Genomic DNA, 14,399 nt, shown 5'->3' with positions numbered 1-14,399 from the left:
CGACGGGCGACGCATGACCCGGAACGGGAATCTTTACCGCCGACCGGACGTTGACCGGATGACGACGACAGCGACACCTGTCCTGTGGGCGACAAGCCCGGGAGGCACGATTCATGAGTGAGCGAGCTCTTCGCGGCACGCGCCTCGTGGTGACCAGCTACGAGACCGACCGCGGCATCGATCTGGCCCCGCGCCAGGCGGTGGAGTACGCATGCGAGAAGGGCCATCGTTTCGAGATGCCCTTCTCGGTCGAGGCGGAGATTCCGCCGGAGTGGGAGTGCAAGGTCTGCGGAAGCCAGGCTCTTCTGGTGGACGGGGACGGCCCCGAGGAGAAGAAGGGCAAGCCGGCGCGTACGCACTGGGACATGCTCATGGAGCGGCGTACCCGCGAGGAGCTGGAGGAGGTGCTGGCCGAGCGGCTGGCCGTCCTTCGGTCCGGCGCCATGAACATCGCCGTGCATCCGCGCGACAGCCGGAAGTCCGCCTGACGGACGGCCGCACGGCCTGAGAGAAACGCCGAGGGGCCCGGTACACGATTCGTGTACCGGGCCCCTCGGCGTTTCGGTGTCTCCGCGCCGCTCGCCACCGCTCGCACGTGACGGTCCAGGCGGTGCGGCGCCCGCACGAGACGGTCCAGGCGGTGCGGCCCTCGCACGTGACGCCTCAGGCGCCGGCGTCAGGCGCTCACGGCATCAGCGGCGGCCGGGGACCCTGAGGCTCCCGAGGCCCCTGGGGCGCGTCCTCGCGGATGACCTCGCCCTGGACGACCTTCCCGTCCGGGCGGCGGATACGGGCCTGCTGGAAGGCGTCCTGGAGGCTTCCCTGCGGGGCGGCGCCCATCCGGCGCTCCACGGCCTTCTCCGTGTACCGCCCGAGCGCCGAGCGCACCGGCGGGATCAGCAGGAGCAGTCCGGCCACGTCCGAGATCAGGCCGGGGATCATCAGGAGCAGCCCGCCGAGCATCAGGAAGCCGTTGCGGTCCTCCGCGCCGGCCCGGTCGGCCGCCGTGGGCACCGCGCCGGTGCGGGCGGCCTCCTGGGCCTGCTGGAAGGTCCCGGTGAGGTTGGCGAAGGCACGCCGCCCCGCCCGCTTGATCACGGTGGCACCGAGCACGGCGCCGCCGATGAGCAGCAGCAGGACGGTGAGGCCGCCGAACGCGTTCGCGACCACCGTGAGCAGCCAGATCTCCAGGACCAGCCAGACCGCGATGGCCGGCGGCAGGAACGTACGCGCACGGGAGCGCTTGGGGGCGAGAGAAGGCGATGCGCCGGTCGTCATGCCCCCAGTGTGCCTGGCGGCCCGCAGGAACGTCGTAAAGGCGAGATCAGCTCGCGGACCTGCGGCCGAGCAGCTTGCCGACCTTCTGCGCGCGGGCGCTGATGCCCCAGCCGGTGACCCGCCACAGCGCCTCGACGACGATGTTCCGGCTCATCTTTGAGTCGCCGATCTCGCGCTCGACGAAGGTGATCGGCACCTCGACGACATGGAAGCCGGCGGCGACCGCGCGGCGCGCCAGGTCGACCTGGAAGCAGTAGCCCGCCGAGGCGACGTTCTCCAGGCCCAGGCCCTCCAGGGTCTCCTTGCGGAAGGCCCGGTAGCCGCCGGTGACGTCGCGGATCGGCACGTCGAGCATGACGCGGGAGTAGAGGCTGCCGCCGCGGGAGATGAACTCGCGGGACTTGGGCCAGTTCACGATCCGGCCGCCGGGCACCCAGCGGGAGCCGAGCACCAGGTCGGCGCCCTTGAGGGCGGTGAGCAGCCGGGGCAGCTCCTCGGGCTGGTGGGAGCCGTCGGCGTCCATCTCGACGAGGACGTCGTAGCCGTGCTCGATGCCCCAGCGGAAGCCCGCCAGGTAGGCGGCGCCGAGCCCCTCCTTGCCCTTGCGGTGCATCACGTGCACGTGCTCGTCCTCGGCGGCGATCTCGTCGGCGAACTTGCCCGTGCCGTCGGGGCTGTTGTCGTCGGCGACGAGGATGTGCGCCTCGGGTACGGCCTCCCGCACCCGCGCGACGATCGGCTTGATGTTCTCCGCCTCGTTGTAGGTCGGAATGATCACCAAGGCCTTGCCGAGCGGGCCGTAACGCCTCTGGCCACCGTCGTTCACTACTGCCCCTTCGGATACATGCGCGAGGCCACCACCATAGCGAGCCTGGCGCACGGGGTGCGGGATCGGGGCCCGGCGTCCTTCGGGCCGACCTGGGACCCGCTGGCTGCGGGTCGACCGAGGCCGTTGTCTACTGAACGCCGGAACCCCCACCCGGGTCACACCGTCCGCCGGAAAAACCTTCCCTCGCCCCCGAGGCGGGCGGCGTTCGGTGCCTGCGTGGAGGGTTTGAAACCGGTCGGACGTCCTTGGTGGACGTGGTGAACCTACCGGCCACCGCCCGTCAGCTGTCAACACCCGTTTGACCTGCGGTGATGAACCGTTCAAGCAGGTGGGGCACGAAGATCCGCAGGTCGAGGGCGAAGCCGGCGATCGTCGAGCGGCGGCTCGAAATGTCCCTACGTCACTCGTTCGGCCGTACGAACACCGTCTGTCCGAAGACGACGGTCCGCAGACAGACGGGAAGATCGCGGCCAGGGGACAGATCGGGCAGACCGGGCGTTCCGGAGCGCGGATCGGTCGACCAGCGGGCCACCCGGTCGTCGGGCGCCTGGACCACCAGCTCACCGGTGCGCCAGATCGCGTAGTCGGCGGGCGCGCCCGGCACCAGCGTGCCGGCGTCGTCGCGGCCCACCGCGCGCCAGCCGCCCCGGGTGTGGGCGGTGAAGGCGGCGCGGACCGAGATCCGGTGCTCGGGCGTGCGGTGGAAGGCGGCCGCCCGGACGGTCCCCCACGGGTCGAGCGGCGTGACCGGGCTGTCCGAGCCGAAGGCGAGCGGCACGCCCGCGCGCAGCAGGGCGGCGTACGGGTTGAGGGTGCGGGCCCGCTCGACCCCGAGCCGGTCGGCGTACATGCCCTCGTCGCCGCCCCAGTACGCGTCGAAGGCCGGCTGCACGGAGGCGGTCAGGCCCAGCTCGGCGAAGGCCGCGATCGACCCGGGGGTGAGCATCTCCGCGTGCTCGACGCGGTGCCGGGCGGCACGGATGCGGGCGAGGCCCAGCTTCTCGGCGGCGGCCCGGACGCCCTCCACCACGGCGTCGACGGCGGCGTCGCCGATGGCGTGGAAGCCGGCCTGGAGCCCGGCCTCGGTGCAGGCCACCACGTGCGCGGCGACGGCGGCCGCGTCCAGGTGGGACACGCCGGCGCCGGTCCGGTCGGCGTAGGGCTCGTGGAGGCAGGCGGTGTGGGAGCCGAGGGAGCCGTCGGCGAAGAGGTCGCCGGCCGCGCCCAGGGCACCCAGGGCACGGGCCCGCTCGATGTCGAGGTCGGCCCAGTAGCCGACGACCCGGGGGCCCGGCTCGCTGCGGGCGAGGTCCAGCAGGCCGGTGAAGTCGTCCTCGGAGGAGATCTCGGGGCCGCCGCACTCGTGCAGGGTGCCGATGCCGAGGGAGGCCGCGTGGTGGCGGGCGGCGCGCTGGGCCTCGGTGCGCTGCTGCGGGGAGAGCGCCGCGTAGGCGGCGGCGCGGACGGCGTGGTGGGCGTCACCGGTGAGCGGCTGCCCGTCGTGGAAGCCGGTCAGCTCGCGGACGCCGGGCACGAGGTCGAGCAGGGCGGTGGTGACGACGGCCGAGTGGACGTCGATCCGGGTGAGGTACAGCGGCCGGCCGCCGGTCAGCTCGTCGAGCTCGGCGCGGGTGAGCGGACGGCGCTCCGGCCAGCGGGCCGCGTCCCAGCCGTGACCGATGAGGATGCGGTCGGCGGGGCGGGCCTCGGCGTAGGCGCGGATCCGCTGCGCCGCCTCGGCGAGCGAGGTGGCGGCGGACAGGTCGAGGCCGGTGAGGGCGAGACCGGTGGCGGTCGTGTGGACGTGCGCGTCGACGAACGCGGGGGTGACGAGCGCCCCTTCGAGGTCGACCACCTCGTCCACGCCGGAGGCGAAGGCGTCGGCGGCGCCCTCCGACCCCACCCAGGCGATGTGCCCGCGCTCCACCACCATGGCGGTGGCGAAGGGATCGGCGGGGCTGTGGACTTCTCCACCGCGCAGCAGCACGGTGCGGTGTTCGTACGCACTCATGCGAACAGGCTAGGGCGTTACGGACGCCCCCGTTACCAGCGGGTTCGGGGGCGGCCGGGGCCGGTGCGGCTAGACGCGGGGCGGCCTGGCCTCGTACGGGGTGGACAGGACGACGGTGGTGCGGCTGGAGACGTGCGCCTGGGAGCGGATGCGGCTGAGCAGGTGCTCCAGCTCCAACGGGGTGGCGACGCGCACCTTGAGGATGTAGTTCTCCTCCCCCGCGACGCTGTGGCAGGCCTCGATCTCGGGGATGTCGGCGAGCCGGTCGGGGGTGTCGTCGGGTGCGCTGGGGTCGAAGGGTTTCACCGAGATGAAGGCGGTCAGCGGCAGGCCGACGGCCTCCGGGTCGACGACGGCGGCATAGCCGCGGATGACTCCGCGCTGCTCGAGGCGGCGGACGCGCTGATGTACGGCCGAGGTGGACAGGCCCGTGGCCTTGCCCAGGTCGGTGTAGCTCATGCGCCCGTCCTTGACGAGCAACTCGACGATCTGACGATCCAGCTCCTCCATGCGGTGACCCTATTGCCCCGAAGGGGCCGGGGCACAGCCCGGGGCTTCCCTTATGCCTGGCTATGGGCATCCACGGGGCACCTGCGACGGGCATGTGACGAACGCCACAGGTTTTGCGGGGGCTCAGGCGTGACCTCACGGTTATGCACCCGGCCGTATGGGAATTGCTTGCTGTGGTCGAGGCCACTCAGATCCGGCCGACCCGTCCGAGGGGGAGATCTCCATGCAGGAGCCTGTTGATTCCGTCGACACGTCCGACGAGCTCGACGCGTACGACACCTTTGAGATGTACCGGGTGGTCTGCCCGGACTGCGTCCAGCCCATCGCGCTGCTCGCCGACGAGGACGCGCTGCCGGAGCACGCGCTGTGCCCGACGCCGTGGAACCCCTTCGTGCTGACGGTCTGCACGGGTACGGGGCGCCCCGCCGCCGACGCCCGCCCCGCGGACGAGACGCTGGAGGTACAGGAGCAGGACACCGCCCTGCTCCTGACGCTCCCCCAGGGCCTGGACTGGCGGACGCAGCCCTTCTCGCACGTCGGCGGTCCGGGCTCGCGTCCGATCAAGCCGTCGCAGCTGCGCCGCGCCGCCTGAGCCTCACCAGTAGCGTCCCTGCACCATCGCCGCGAGGGTGGCGTGGTGCAGGATCAGGCCGTCCGGGTTCTCCGGCACCTCGACCTCTCCGAAGTACGCCTGCCGGTACGCGATCCTCAGCATCACGATCGCGTGCCGCAGCGCCGCGTAGAGAGTGTGGAACTCCATGTCGCGAGGGGTGTGCCCGGTGAGCCGGGCATAGCGCCGCTCGACGTCCTCGCGGCGCAGGAAGCCGGGGAGTCCGGGCTGCCCGAAGCTGACGGTGAGGTCCTGGAAGAAGCGGTGCAGATAGACGGTCCAGCCGAGGTCCACCTCGCGCGGGGCGAGGGCCGCCATCTCCCAGTCGAGGACGGCCGCGGGCGTGAACCCGTCGTAGACGATGTTGCCGATGCGGGCGTCGCCCCAGTTGAGGACGGCAGGTCCCTCGTCGGCGGGCCAGTGCGCCTCCAGCCAGTCGAAGGCCGACTCGATGAGCGGCGAGGGGGCGAGCCCTTCCACCACCCACGCGTAGTAGTCCCGTTGGGCGTCGACGTGGCGGCGCAGCGGACTGCCCGTGCCGTCCGGCAGCAGGAACTCGGCCTCCTTGGCGGGGAACTGGTCGTGCAGCCGGGCGAGGACCGCGACCGAGGCGGCCTCCAGGGCCTCCCGCTCGCCGTCCTCGGCCGCGTGCAGCCAGTTGCCCTCGTACGTGTAGGGCATGACGTCCGGCGGGACGCGGCCCTCGGCGCGGGCCATCACGAAGAAGGGGGCGCCCAGCGGCGTCGGGTCCTCCTCCAGCCACAGCACGCGCGGCACCGGCACGTCCGTGTGCTCGCCGACCAGGCGCATCACGCGGTGCTGGCGGGCCATGTCGTAGACGGGGAAGACCGAGTACGCGGCGGGGTCGGCGGCGAGCCTGAGGGCGCAGCCGCGTACGGGGGCGTCGGGGTGGTCGAGGTCGAAGAGCAGGGTCTCGCTGGACATGCCGTTGGAGCCGGGCACGGCCAGGTCGTGGAGACGCGCACCGGGGAGCCGCCCGTCGAGCCAGTCGGCCAGCCGCCGACCGAGCTCCTCGGGGTCCCGGGTGGTGGTGCGGGGGCGGGGCGCGGTGGCCATGGGGCTCCTTCGGGTCGTGGGGCCTGCCGGGGGATCGGGGCCGGTTCGGCGGACCAGGGGCGTCGGCGGGGGCCGGGTCGGACGGCGGGCCGGGGGCGGGGACCCGCGGGTCAGGGAGCGGTGGCGGAGTAGTCGGCGAAGCCGCTCGGGTCGTGGCGGCCGAAGGAGCCGTGCTCGAAGATGCCGTAGCCGGTGCGGCCGTCGAGGGTGAAGCGGGCGGCGTGGTCGGTGACGCCGTAGGCGGCCATGGGGTGGGCGCCCGGTTCGGAGAGGTCGTAGACGCGCCGGTCGGTCCAGTCGCGGCCCTGCCAGCTGCCGTGCTGCCAGTCGGTGGCCGGCGGGTAGCCGGCGCCGACGGCGAGCGGCGAGGAGGCGAGGATCTCGACGCCGATCTCCAGCGGCTTGCCCGCCGGGTCGGTGAGGTGGATGACGGCCCGCTCGGGGTCGCGGGTGCCGGGCCGGTAGGTGATCTCGGTGCGGGGCCAGCCGAGCTGGGTGTCGCGCCGCCCGTTCCGTACGAGCAGGGCCTCGTTCAGGGTGCGGTAGCCGTCGGCGTCCTCCTGGGCGATGACCATGAGGAAGCGGTCGTCGAAGCGCATGGGTATCCAGAGCCAGTGGAAGCCCTCGGGGCGGAACTCCTCGGCCCGGCCCGCCTCTTCGCCGGGCAGCGGGCGCACGCCCCAGCTGCGGTCGCGGGTGCCGGTCCACTCCCCCGCGGTGACGGTGAACTCCTCGCCGCCGGCCCGGACGGTGCCGGTGACGTGGCCCGCCTGGACGAAGCGGCGGCCTTCCAGGATGAGGCGCTCGCCGCGGCGCTGGGTGTGGTGGGGCTCCCAGACTGCGGGGAAGTCGCCGGTCCAGGCCAGGTCGAAGGAGAGGCCCTCGGGGTCGCCGGGGTCGGGCGCGCAGTGCAGGGTCAGCCGCCGGAGCGGTTCGTCGACGGTGATGCGCAGGGGGCCGACGGAGAGGTCCATGCGGTCGTCGCCGAGGGCGTCGGAGGCCCGGACCGCGTGCAGCCGGTCGCCGGTGCGCAGGGTCGCGTAGGCGTCGACGACCCCGGTGTTGGGGTAGACGCCGAGACCGGCGATGAGCAGGGCGCGGCCCTGGTGGTCGAAGACGTGGAAGATGCACCGGTCGTAGGCGTTCCGGTCGCCGCTGACGTGGTGCTTCATGGAGAGCGGCGCCTGGTGCACGGGGTATTCGTCGAGGGCGACGGGCCGGTCGTCTGACACGTGTGACCTCCTGGGCGGCGAACGGAAGTTGACGGTACGTCAGAAACCGCGTCAGGGGCCAGAGCCGTGCACCCGCCCCGTACGCCGGGGACGTGTCGAACTCCCGCTCGGCACTCCCCGGCGGTGACCGGCGGTACGGCCGGGGCGTTGGTCCCGGCATGACCACGCTGTATACGACACCCAGCGGATACGGCCGGCACCGCCAGTCCGAGCCGCACTTTGAAGAATCGGTTCCGCACAAGGTTTCCGCCCCGCAGCCGGCGCCCCTGCCGATGCCCGCGCCGCACCCCGCGGACCCGCCCATCTACCAGGCGGTGCTCAGCCTCTGGGCCAGCCACGGCAGGACCCTGCCCGGCCACCGGCTGGCCGCGGCACCGGTCTGGGCGGACCGCACCGTACGCGTCAGCGGGACTCTGGTCCGGCAAGGTGACGTGCGATGACCATGCGCTGGATCTGATTGGTGCCCTCGACGATCTGGAGCACCTTCGCCTCCCGCATGAACCGCTCGACGGGGAAGTCCGCGGTGTAGCCGTAACCGCCGAGCACCTGCACCGCATCCGTCGTGACCTGCATCGCCGTGTCCGAGCAGAACAGCTTCGCCATGGCCGCCCGCTGGGAGAAGGGCCGGCCCTCGTCGCGCAGCCGCGCCGCCTCCAGGTACAGGGCGCGGCCCGCCTCGATCCGGGTCGCCATGTCAGCGAGGAGGAAGCGCAGCCCCTGGAAGTCGGCGATCGGGTGCCCGAACTGGCGTCGTTCGCGCGCGTACGCGACGGCCGCGTCGAGCGCGGCCTGCGCCACGCCCACCGCACAGGCCGCGATGCCGAGCCGCCCCGAGTCCAGGGCGGCGAGCGCGATCGTGAAGCCCTGCCCCTCCGCGCCGATGCGCCGGGAGTCGGGGACGCGGACGCCGTCGAGGTGGACCTGGGCGGTCGGCGAGCCCTTCATCCCCATCTTCCGCTCGGGCGCGGCCGCGCCGAGCCCCTCCGCGTCCCCCGGCACCAGGAACGCGGTGATCCCCTTCGGGCCGTCCGCGCCGGTACGGGCGAGGACGGTGTAGAAGTCGGCGATCCCGCCGTGGGTGATCCACGCCTTGGTGCCGTCGAGCACCCACTCCTCGCCGTCCCTGACCGCCCGGGTGCGCAGGGAGGCCGCGTCGGAGCCCGAGGCCGGTTCGGAGAGGCAGTAGGCGCCCAGCAGCCCGCCGCCGAGCATCGCCGGCAGATGGGCGGCGCGCTGCTCCTCGGTGCCGAAGGCGGCGAGGGCGTGGCAGGACAGGCTGTGCACGCTGACCCCGAGGGCCACGGTGAGGCGGGCGGCGGCGAGCTCTTCGAGGACCTGGAGGTAGACGGTGTACGGCTGGTCCCCGCCGCCGTACGCGGAGTCGTACGGGAGGCCGAGCAGACCGGAGGAGGACAGCAGCGAGAAGAGCTCGCGCGGGAAGCGGCCCGCGGCCTCCTCCTCGGCCGCGCGGGGCGCGATCTCCCGCTCGGCGATCTCCCGGACCAGGGCGAGCAGCTCCTGGGCCTCCTCGGTGGGCAGCCGGCGTTCCACGTGCTGCGGGGCGCGGTCGGGCATGGGCGGCGCACTCCTCCCTCTCGGGCGTTCGTCACTGCCGATGCTGCCCCGGCGCGGGGCGGGGCGCGCGGGGAGCGCCCGTGGCGGAGGGAGTATGCCCGCGCGGCGGGCCCGGCTCACCCGGGGCGCGGCGCGCCTGCCACGGCCGGTCCGGGGATCCCGTACGCCCGCGCACGCCTCCCCCACCGCGGTCGAGCCGGTACGGATGCGTTGACTCCTGCACGCCCCCTCCCTACGCTCCCCAGCCGACACGCGCCGGCGAGGGGGGAAGGACCGTGCCGAGGAACGCCGCACCGCTCCGGGTGGTGCTGCCGCTCGTGGCCGGCGGCGCCGTCCTGCTCCTGGCCCAGCTCGCGCCCCCGGCCGCCCTCGCGGCGCTCGGGGTCACGGGGATCGCGGGGCTCGGCGTCGGCCTCGTCCTGCTCGCGGCCGGCGTGCTGCTCTGGCTGCGGCCGCCCACGCCCGCCCGGGCGACGCCGCTCACCGCGGCGCTGGCGGTGCTGTCGGTCACCGCGACCCGGCTCGGCGGCTACCCGGTGGGCGTGGCGCTCGGCGCGCTGGCCGTGGCGGTCGGCCTCGGCCGCTTCACATCAGGCCGGCCTGGGTGACGAACATGGCGAGGACGACCACCAGGGTCCAGCCGAGAACGTGCTCCAGGATCTTCGGTCCGTTGTCCTTGGGGCCGCCGGTGCGCGCGCGGAGACGGGCGGCGGCGTGGGAGGTGGCGTGGGAGGTGGCGCTCATGCCCACCACCCTGCCAGCGGCCGGCGCCCCGGGGTAGAGACGTACGTCACCGTGCCCCGGGGCCGCCCGGCCCGCGGGAGCCGGTCAGGAGATCCCGACGACGGCAAGGGCCTTGCGCTGTGCGGGAGTCGGGCGGTCGGGGAAGTAGAGGTAACACACCCCGCCTGTGCCGGAGACCACTTTGCCGGTGGCGTTGTAGCGCTTGGTGCGGAGCCAGATGTTCTCCCACTCGCGCCGCTTGTAGACCCGGCGGACGGCCTCGTTGCTGGGTGAGGCCGGGTCGTTGGCGATCACGTCGCCGTCGGCGGTGAAGCCGATCACGGTCATCAGGTGGCCCGAGGTGCCGTAGCCGGCGCCGGTGAGCTCGTCCTTGCGGAAGGACTGCGACGTTATGGCCGGGATGCCCGCGCGGATCAGGGTCTCCAGGTCGGTGAGCGAGCGCAGCCGGGTGACGACCGCGTTCATGTCCGGGTAGCTCGCGGCGTAGGCGGCGTTGAAGGGCCAGTTGCCGCAGCCCTCGTACTGGTAGTCGTAGGTGAAGCGGGCCGCGTGGCAGACCTGGGGGTCGGCGAAGGCCGGGTTCACCCAGGCGAGGTCCTCGGGCGAGGGACCGCGGCCCCAGTACTCGACGATCATCTGCGAGGAGGTGGGGCTGCACCAGGCCTCGCCGCCGTTGTCGTACTCGGGGTACTGGCCGACGTGGACGTTCTGCGAGTAGCGCGGCACGGTCAGCTCGTGGTCGAGGCCGGGCACGGAGGCGGGGACCGTGAAGCGGTCGGGGACGTCCGAGGCCATCGCGCCGAGCCGCCGGACGGTGGGCGTGAGGCTCGTGCCGGGCGCCCGGTAGAGGGTGAGGCGCAGTCGGTACGAGACGAGGCGGAGGCCGCTCGCCGCGTCGTCCACGGAGAAGGTGTCGGTCCAGATGGAGGCCCTGCCGTCGGTCTGGCCGTCGACGGAGGTGCGGCGGATGTCGCCGTCCCCGGCCGCCCAGCGGCCCATCACGAACCAGGGCGTCTCGCCGCCGTCGCTGTAGGTGCCGGAGAGCTCGACCTGGAGCCAGGTGCCGGGCGGGGTGTCGGCGTTCCAGGAGGCGATGACCTCGGTGGCGGGCACGGCGGAGGTGTGGGTGGGCGAGGTCCAGGTCGCGTACTCCCAGCCGCTCACCCGGCCCGTGTGCGGGTCGGTGTAGTCGGTGCGGCCGGCCGGAATGCCGATGACCAGGCCGGGGCGGTGCCCCGCGACGGCCCGGGTGCCGGCGGACGTGCCGCAGCGCCAGTCGGTGTAGGTGCTCCAGAAGCGGTTGTCGACGAGTCCGGGCGCCGGGGCGTGGCCCTCGGTCTCCGCGCAGTCGTCGAGGCATTCCGCGGCCGGGGCGACCCCGGCTGCGGAGGCGGGCGCGGCGGTGGCCGCGGCGGTGCCGGCGGCCGCCGCGAGGGCGGCGGCGAGGACGGTCCTGCGCGGGGTGGAGCTGGGCATGGACGGGGACCCCCAGTCGAGAACGGGCGATGCGAACGGACGGGGCGTGAGGTGTCCCGCCGGTCAGGCCCGGACACCTCGACGCGCCCACTATCGCGGCTCCCCGACGCCTTCGGCCAGCGATTCGACGCGTGCCGCCCGAGCAATATTGGTCTTGTCCACTGGCACCGCTCCCCTCGCTGACCTGCGACGGCGGGCTCGCCTACGCTGGGTCCATGACCGACCTCGACCTCGTGGCCGCCGCGCTGCGCCGGCTGCCGCCCTCCTGTGGACCGGTGCGGATCGTCGCGGTCGACGGGCACGCCGGCTCCGGCAAGTCCACGCTGGCCGCCCGCCTCTCCGGGGCGCTGGGCTCCGCGCCCGTGCTCCACCTCGACGACCTCGCCACCCACGAGGAGCTCTTCGAGTGGACCGGGCGGATGCTCGCCGAGGTGATCGGGCCGCTCTCCCGGGGCGAGACGGCGCTCTACCGCCCGTACGACTGGAATCTGCGCGCCTTCGGCCCGCCCCGGCCGCTCCCGCCGGAACCGGTGGTGCTGGTGGAGGGCGTGGGCGCCGGGCGGCGGGCGCTCCGGCCGTTCCTCGCGCGGCTGCTGTGGATGGAGCGCGGCCCCGAGGAGTCCTGGGTGCGCGGCCGGCACCGCGACGGGCCGGAGCTCGCCTCGTTCTGGGACGGCTGGACCGTGGCGGAGACTCGCCACTTCGCCGAGGACCCCTCGCGGCCCTTCGCGGACACGCTGGTTCGGGAGCGCGAGGAGGGTTACGAGTGGCTCGCCGGGCCCTCTGTGACAGCGAGCCCGAACCAGATCATCACACACCGTGACGACCCTCTGGCTGCGAACTGAGCAGACGGAATTCCACTTCCGCAAGTGCCTCAACTCCGCTTGACCCAAGGGGCGTACAGGTCTTACGTTCTCAATGTGCGGCTCTCCGAAGTCGCCGCAGACGCGAAGCCCCCGGTTGTTCCCCCGTGATCGGGGGCTTCGTTCTGCCCCTCCCCTCACCCAGGGTCACCACCCCTGGGCTGCCGACGGATCGCGCCCGATCAGCGCGGATCGGCTTCTTCTCCCTCATCACGCACCCCCTGCGCAGGTACGATGCCCCTCGGTGCGGTCAATTCCCGTCCACGTGATGACGGTTGTGGGGGACCCGATGGACATCGGCACACAGGGCGCGCACGCCCCCGCCGAGCTCGCCTGGCTGCGCGGCGTCGACGCCTACACGATGGGCGCCTACCCGCAGGCCGAGGAGGAGTTCCGCACGGCCGTGCGCATCGATCCCGGCATGGCGGACGGCTGGCTCGGGCTGCACGCCCTGCGGATCGACACCACCACCGCCCTGCTGCGGATGTACCGCAACCGCGAGCGGTTCGGCGAGCAGCGGGCCCGGCACCGCAGGACCCTCAACTCCTGGTACTGGCTCGGCTGGTGGGTGCAGCCGGTGCTGGAGAGCCCGCGCGACCTGCTGCTCGCGCACGCCTCGCACTGGCTCGACGGCCGGCATGTGCCCGAGCTCGACCGGGCGCTCGCCGGGCTCCCTCCGGTCGACACCGACCCGCAGGTCCGCTTTCTGCACGCCTGCCGCTCGTACCTGGTCAAGGACTGGGAGCAACTGGTGCGGCACACCGAGCCGCTCGTCGACGACCCGCTGCTCGGCATCGAGGCGGGGCTCTTCGGCGGGATGGCCCGTGTGCGGATGGAGATGTACGGGCAGGCCGAGCCGCTGCTCGCGACCGCCCTCATGCGCTGCCGCAGCGAGCAGCCGCAGCGCAAGGAGCTGCGCTACTGGCTGGCCCGGGCCCACGAGGGGACCGGCCGGACCGCCGCCGCGCTACCGCTGTACCGGGCGGTGCACCGGATCGACCCGGCGTTCATGGACACGGCCGCGCGGCTGGCGGCCATCGCCGAGTACGACGGCTTCGACGGCCCCGACGACCCGGCCGGGCTCGCCCCGGTCGCGCTCGGCGGCTTCGGCCAGGACGCGGTGGACGCCATGGACGCCGCCCAGACGGAGCCGGAGGGCGCGGGCGGCGACGGCCTGCTCCTGAAGCCCGGCTCCGTGCCGCCGCCCGCACCGCCGGAGCCACCGGACTTCATCCGGCAGAAGGCGGTCGTCCCGCCGCAGCCGGTGCCGCCCCGGTTCCCCGCCAGCCCCACCGACCCGGCCCTGCTCGCCGAGGCACTGGCGGAGCTGGAGCGCATGGTCGGCATGGAACCGGTCAAACGCCAGGTCAAGGCCCTGTCCGCGCAGCTGGAGATGGCCCGGCTACGGGCCGGTCAGGGCCTTCCGGTGCAGCCGCCGAAACGCCACTTCGTCTTCTCGGGGCCCTCCGGCACCGGCAAGACCACCGTCGCCCGCATCCTCGGCCGCGTCTTCTACGCGCTCGGGCTGCTCGGCGGCGACCACCTCGTGGAGGCCCAGCGGGCCGACCTGGTCGGCGAGTTCCTCGGCCAGACCGCGGTCAAGGCCAACGAGCTCATCGACTCGGCCGTCGGCGGCGTGCTCTTCGTCGACGAGGCCTACTCCCTCTCCAACTCCGGCTACAGCAAGGGCGACGCCTACGGCGACGAGGCCCTCCAGGTGCTCCTCAAGCGCGCCGAGGACAACCGGGACCACCTCGTGGTGATCCTCGCCGGCTACCCCGAGGGCATGGACCGGCTCCTCGCCGCCAACCCCGGCCTGTCCTCCCGGTTCACCACCCGCGTCGACTTTCCCTCGTACCGCCCGCTGGAGCTCACCGCCATCGGCGAGGTCCTGGCCGCCGCCAACGGCGACGGCTGGGACGAGGAGGCGCTCGACGAGCTGCGCTCCATCAGCGCGCACGTCGTCGAGCAGGGCTGGATCGACGAGCTCGGCAACGGACGCTTCCTGCGCACCCTGTACGAGAAGTCCTGCGCGTACCGGGACCTGCGGCTCTCCGGCTATCCGTCCACCCCGACCCGCGAGGACCTGGCCACGCTGCGGCTCCCGGACCTGATGCAGGCCTACGGCGAGGTCCTGTCGGGCCGCGGTCCGATCGACCGCGGCCCGCAGGAGCCGCCGGGGATCTGACCTGGA

At 73.4% G+C, this 14,399-nt stretch carries 14 protein-coding genes; 5 read left to right on the top strand and 9 right to left on the bottom strand.

Going from position 1 to position 14,399, the window contains the following annotated elements; all coding sequences use genetic code 11:
- Positions 1–113: 113 nt before the first annotated feature.
- On the top strand, positions 114–488 hold the full coding sequence (locus tag ACH414_RS26045) for an RNA polymerase-binding protein RbpA (RefSeq protein ID WP_026278069.1): 375 nt from the start codon (positions 114–116) through the stop codon (positions 486–488).
- A 196-nt stretch (positions 489–684) separates the two neighbouring features.
- On the opposite strand, the gene fxsA is transcribed toward ACH414_RS26045, so the two are convergent.
- The 4 genes from fxsA to ACH414_RS26025 all read right to left on the bottom strand — a co-directional run bounded on the left by fxsA (position 685) and on the right by ACH414_RS26025 (position 4,628).
- On the bottom strand, positions 685–1,278 hold the full coding sequence (gene fxsA / locus ACH414_RS26040; RefSeq protein WP_398943524.1) for an FxsA family membrane protein: 594 nt from the start codon (positions 1,276–1,278) through the stop codon (positions 685–687).
- Between the two features lie 46 nt (positions 1,279–1,324).
- On the bottom strand, positions 1,325–2,104 hold the full coding sequence (locus ACH414_RS26035) for a polyprenol monophosphomannose synthase (protein ID WP_382548107.1): 780 nt from the start codon (positions 2,102–2,104) through the stop codon (positions 1,325–1,327).
- Between the two features lie 403 nt (positions 2,105–2,507).
- Positions 2,508–4,118, bottom strand: a complete 1,611-nt coding sequence (locus ACH414_RS26030; RefSeq protein WP_398943523.1) for an amidohydrolase — start codon at positions 4,116–4,118, stop codon at positions 2,508–2,510.
- Between the two features lie 69 nt (positions 4,119–4,187).
- The gene (locus ACH414_RS26025) at positions 4,188–4,628 is read right to left on the bottom strand and encodes an Lrp/AsnC family transcriptional regulator (protein ID WP_382548111.1); all 441 of its coding nucleotides are present in this window, start codon (positions 4,626–4,628) and stop codon (positions 4,188–4,190) included.
- 223 nt (positions 4,629–4,851) lie between these two features.
- Here ACH414_RS26025 and ACH414_RS26020 point away from each other — a divergent pair, with 223 nt between their 5' ends.
- Positions 4,852–5,220: a hypothetical protein gene (locus ACH414_RS26020; protein WP_386568644.1), complete on the top strand. Its 369-nt coding sequence runs from the start codon at positions 4,852–4,854 to the stop codon at positions 5,218–5,220.
- A gap of 3 nt (positions 5,221–5,223) precedes the next feature.
- On the opposite strand, the gene ACH414_RS26015 is transcribed toward ACH414_RS26020, so the two are convergent.
- The 3 genes from ACH414_RS26015 to ACH414_RS26005 all read right to left on the bottom strand — a co-directional run bounded on the left by ACH414_RS26015 (position 5,224) and on the right by ACH414_RS26005 (position 9,122).
- Positions 5,224–6,315 carry a phosphotransferase family protein gene (locus ACH414_RS26015; RefSeq protein ID WP_398943520.1) on the bottom strand — a complete coding sequence of 364 codons (1,092 nt, stop codon included), beginning with the start codon at positions 6,313–6,315 and terminating at the stop codon, positions 5,224–5,226.
- 110 nt (positions 6,316–6,425) lie between these two features.
- The gene (locus ACH414_RS26010; protein WP_398943518.1) at positions 6,426–7,547 is read right to left on the bottom strand and encodes a hypothetical protein; all 1,122 of its coding nucleotides are present in this window, start codon (positions 7,545–7,547) and stop codon (positions 6,426–6,428) included.
- A gap of 402 nt (positions 7,548–7,949) precedes the next feature.
- Positions 7,950–9,122, bottom strand: a complete 1,173-nt coding sequence (locus ACH414_RS26005; protein ID WP_382548120.1) for an acyl-CoA dehydrogenase family protein — start codon at positions 9,120–9,122, stop codon at positions 7,950–7,952.
- Positions 9,123–9,397: 275 nt separating this feature from the next.
- On the opposite strand from ACH414_RS26005, the gene ACH414_RS26000 reads away from it, so the two are divergent.
- On the top strand, positions 9,398–9,730 hold the full coding sequence (locus tag ACH414_RS26000) for a DUF6114 domain-containing protein (RefSeq protein WP_382548122.1): 333 nt from the start codon (positions 9,398–9,400) through the stop codon (positions 9,728–9,730).
- On the opposite strand, the gene ACH414_RS25995 is transcribed toward ACH414_RS26000, so the two are convergent.
- Both ACH414_RS25995 and ACH414_RS25990 read right to left on the bottom strand, forming a co-directional pair.
- Positions 9,708–9,866, bottom strand: a complete 159-nt coding sequence (locus ACH414_RS25995; protein WP_386568634.1) for an SCO1431 family membrane protein — start codon at positions 9,864–9,866, stop codon at positions 9,708–9,710. The two genes, ACH414_RS26000 and ACH414_RS25995, sit on opposite strands and share 23 nt — an antisense overlap.
- Positions 9,867–9,950: 84 nt before the next feature.
- On the bottom strand, positions 9,951–11,342 hold the full coding sequence (locus ACH414_RS25990; RefSeq protein WP_398943516.1) for a peptidase C39 family protein: 1,392 nt from the start codon (positions 11,340–11,342) through the stop codon (positions 9,951–9,953).
- A 215-nt stretch (positions 11,343–11,557) separates the two neighbouring features.
- On the opposite strand from ACH414_RS25990, the gene ACH414_RS25985 reads away from it, so the two are divergent.
- Positions 11,558–12,187: a uridine kinase gene (locus ACH414_RS25985; protein ID WP_398943514.1), complete on the top strand. Its 630-nt coding sequence runs from the start codon at positions 11,558–11,560 to the stop codon at positions 12,185–12,187.
- Positions 12,188–12,494: 307 nt separating this feature from the next.
- Positions 12,495–14,393, top strand: coding sequence for an AAA family ATPase (locus tag ACH414_RS25980; protein WP_398943566.1), 1,899 nt, complete (start codon positions 12,495–12,497; stop codon positions 14,391–14,393).
- Positions 14,394–14,399 lie beyond the last annotated feature (6 nt).

Source organism: Streptomyces sp. NPDC020422, from assembly GCF_044386705.1.
Taxonomy (GTDB): Bacteria; Actinomycetota; Actinomycetes; order Streptomycetales; family Streptomycetaceae; genus Streptomyces.
The sequence above is the reverse complement of the archived record's forward strand: the minus strand, read 5'-3'. Positions and strand labels throughout refer to the sequence as shown.

Coding starts and splice junctions, on each gene's coding strand:
- ACH414_RS26045 (WP_026278069.1), top strand. CDS start 114: ATGAGTGAGCGAGCTCTTCGCGGCACGCGCCTCGTGGTGACCAGCTAC.
- fxsA (WP_398943524.1), bottom strand. CDS start 1,278: ATGACGACCGGCGCATCGCCTTCTCTCGCCCCCAAGCGCTCCCGTGCG.
- ACH414_RS26030 (WP_398943523.1), bottom strand. CDS start 4,118: ATGAGTGCGTACGAACACCGCACCGTGCTGCTGCGCGGTGGAGAAGTC.
- ACH414_RS26025 (WP_382548111.1), bottom strand. CDS start 4,628: ATGGAGGAGCTGGATCGTCAGATCGTCGAGTTGCTCGTCAAGGACGGG.
- ACH414_RS26020 (WP_386568644.1), top strand. CDS start 4,852: ATGCAGGAGCCTGTTGATTCCGTCGACACGTCCGACGAGCTCGACGCG.
- ACH414_RS26015 (WP_398943520.1), bottom strand. CDS start 6,315: ATGGCCACCGCGCCCCGCCCCCGCACCACCACCCGGGACCCCGAGGAG.
- ACH414_RS26005 (WP_382548120.1), bottom strand. CDS start 9,122: ATGCCCGACCGCGCCCCGCAGCACGTGGAACGCCGGCTGCCCACCGAG.
- ACH414_RS25995 (WP_386568634.1), bottom strand. CDS start 9,866: ATGAGCGCCACCTCCCACGCCACCTCCCACGCCGCCGCCCGTCTCCGC.
- ACH414_RS25990 (WP_398943516.1), bottom strand. CDS start 11,342: ATGCCCAGCTCCACCCCGCGCAGGACCGTCCTCGCCGCCGCCCTCGCG.
- ACH414_RS25985 (WP_398943514.1), top strand. CDS start 11,558: ATGACCGACCTCGACCTCGTGGCCGCCGCGCTGCGCCGGCTGCCGCCC.
- ACH414_RS25980 (WP_398943566.1), top strand. CDS start 12,495: ATGGACATCGGCACACAGGGCGCGCACGCCCCCGCCGAGCTCGCCTGG.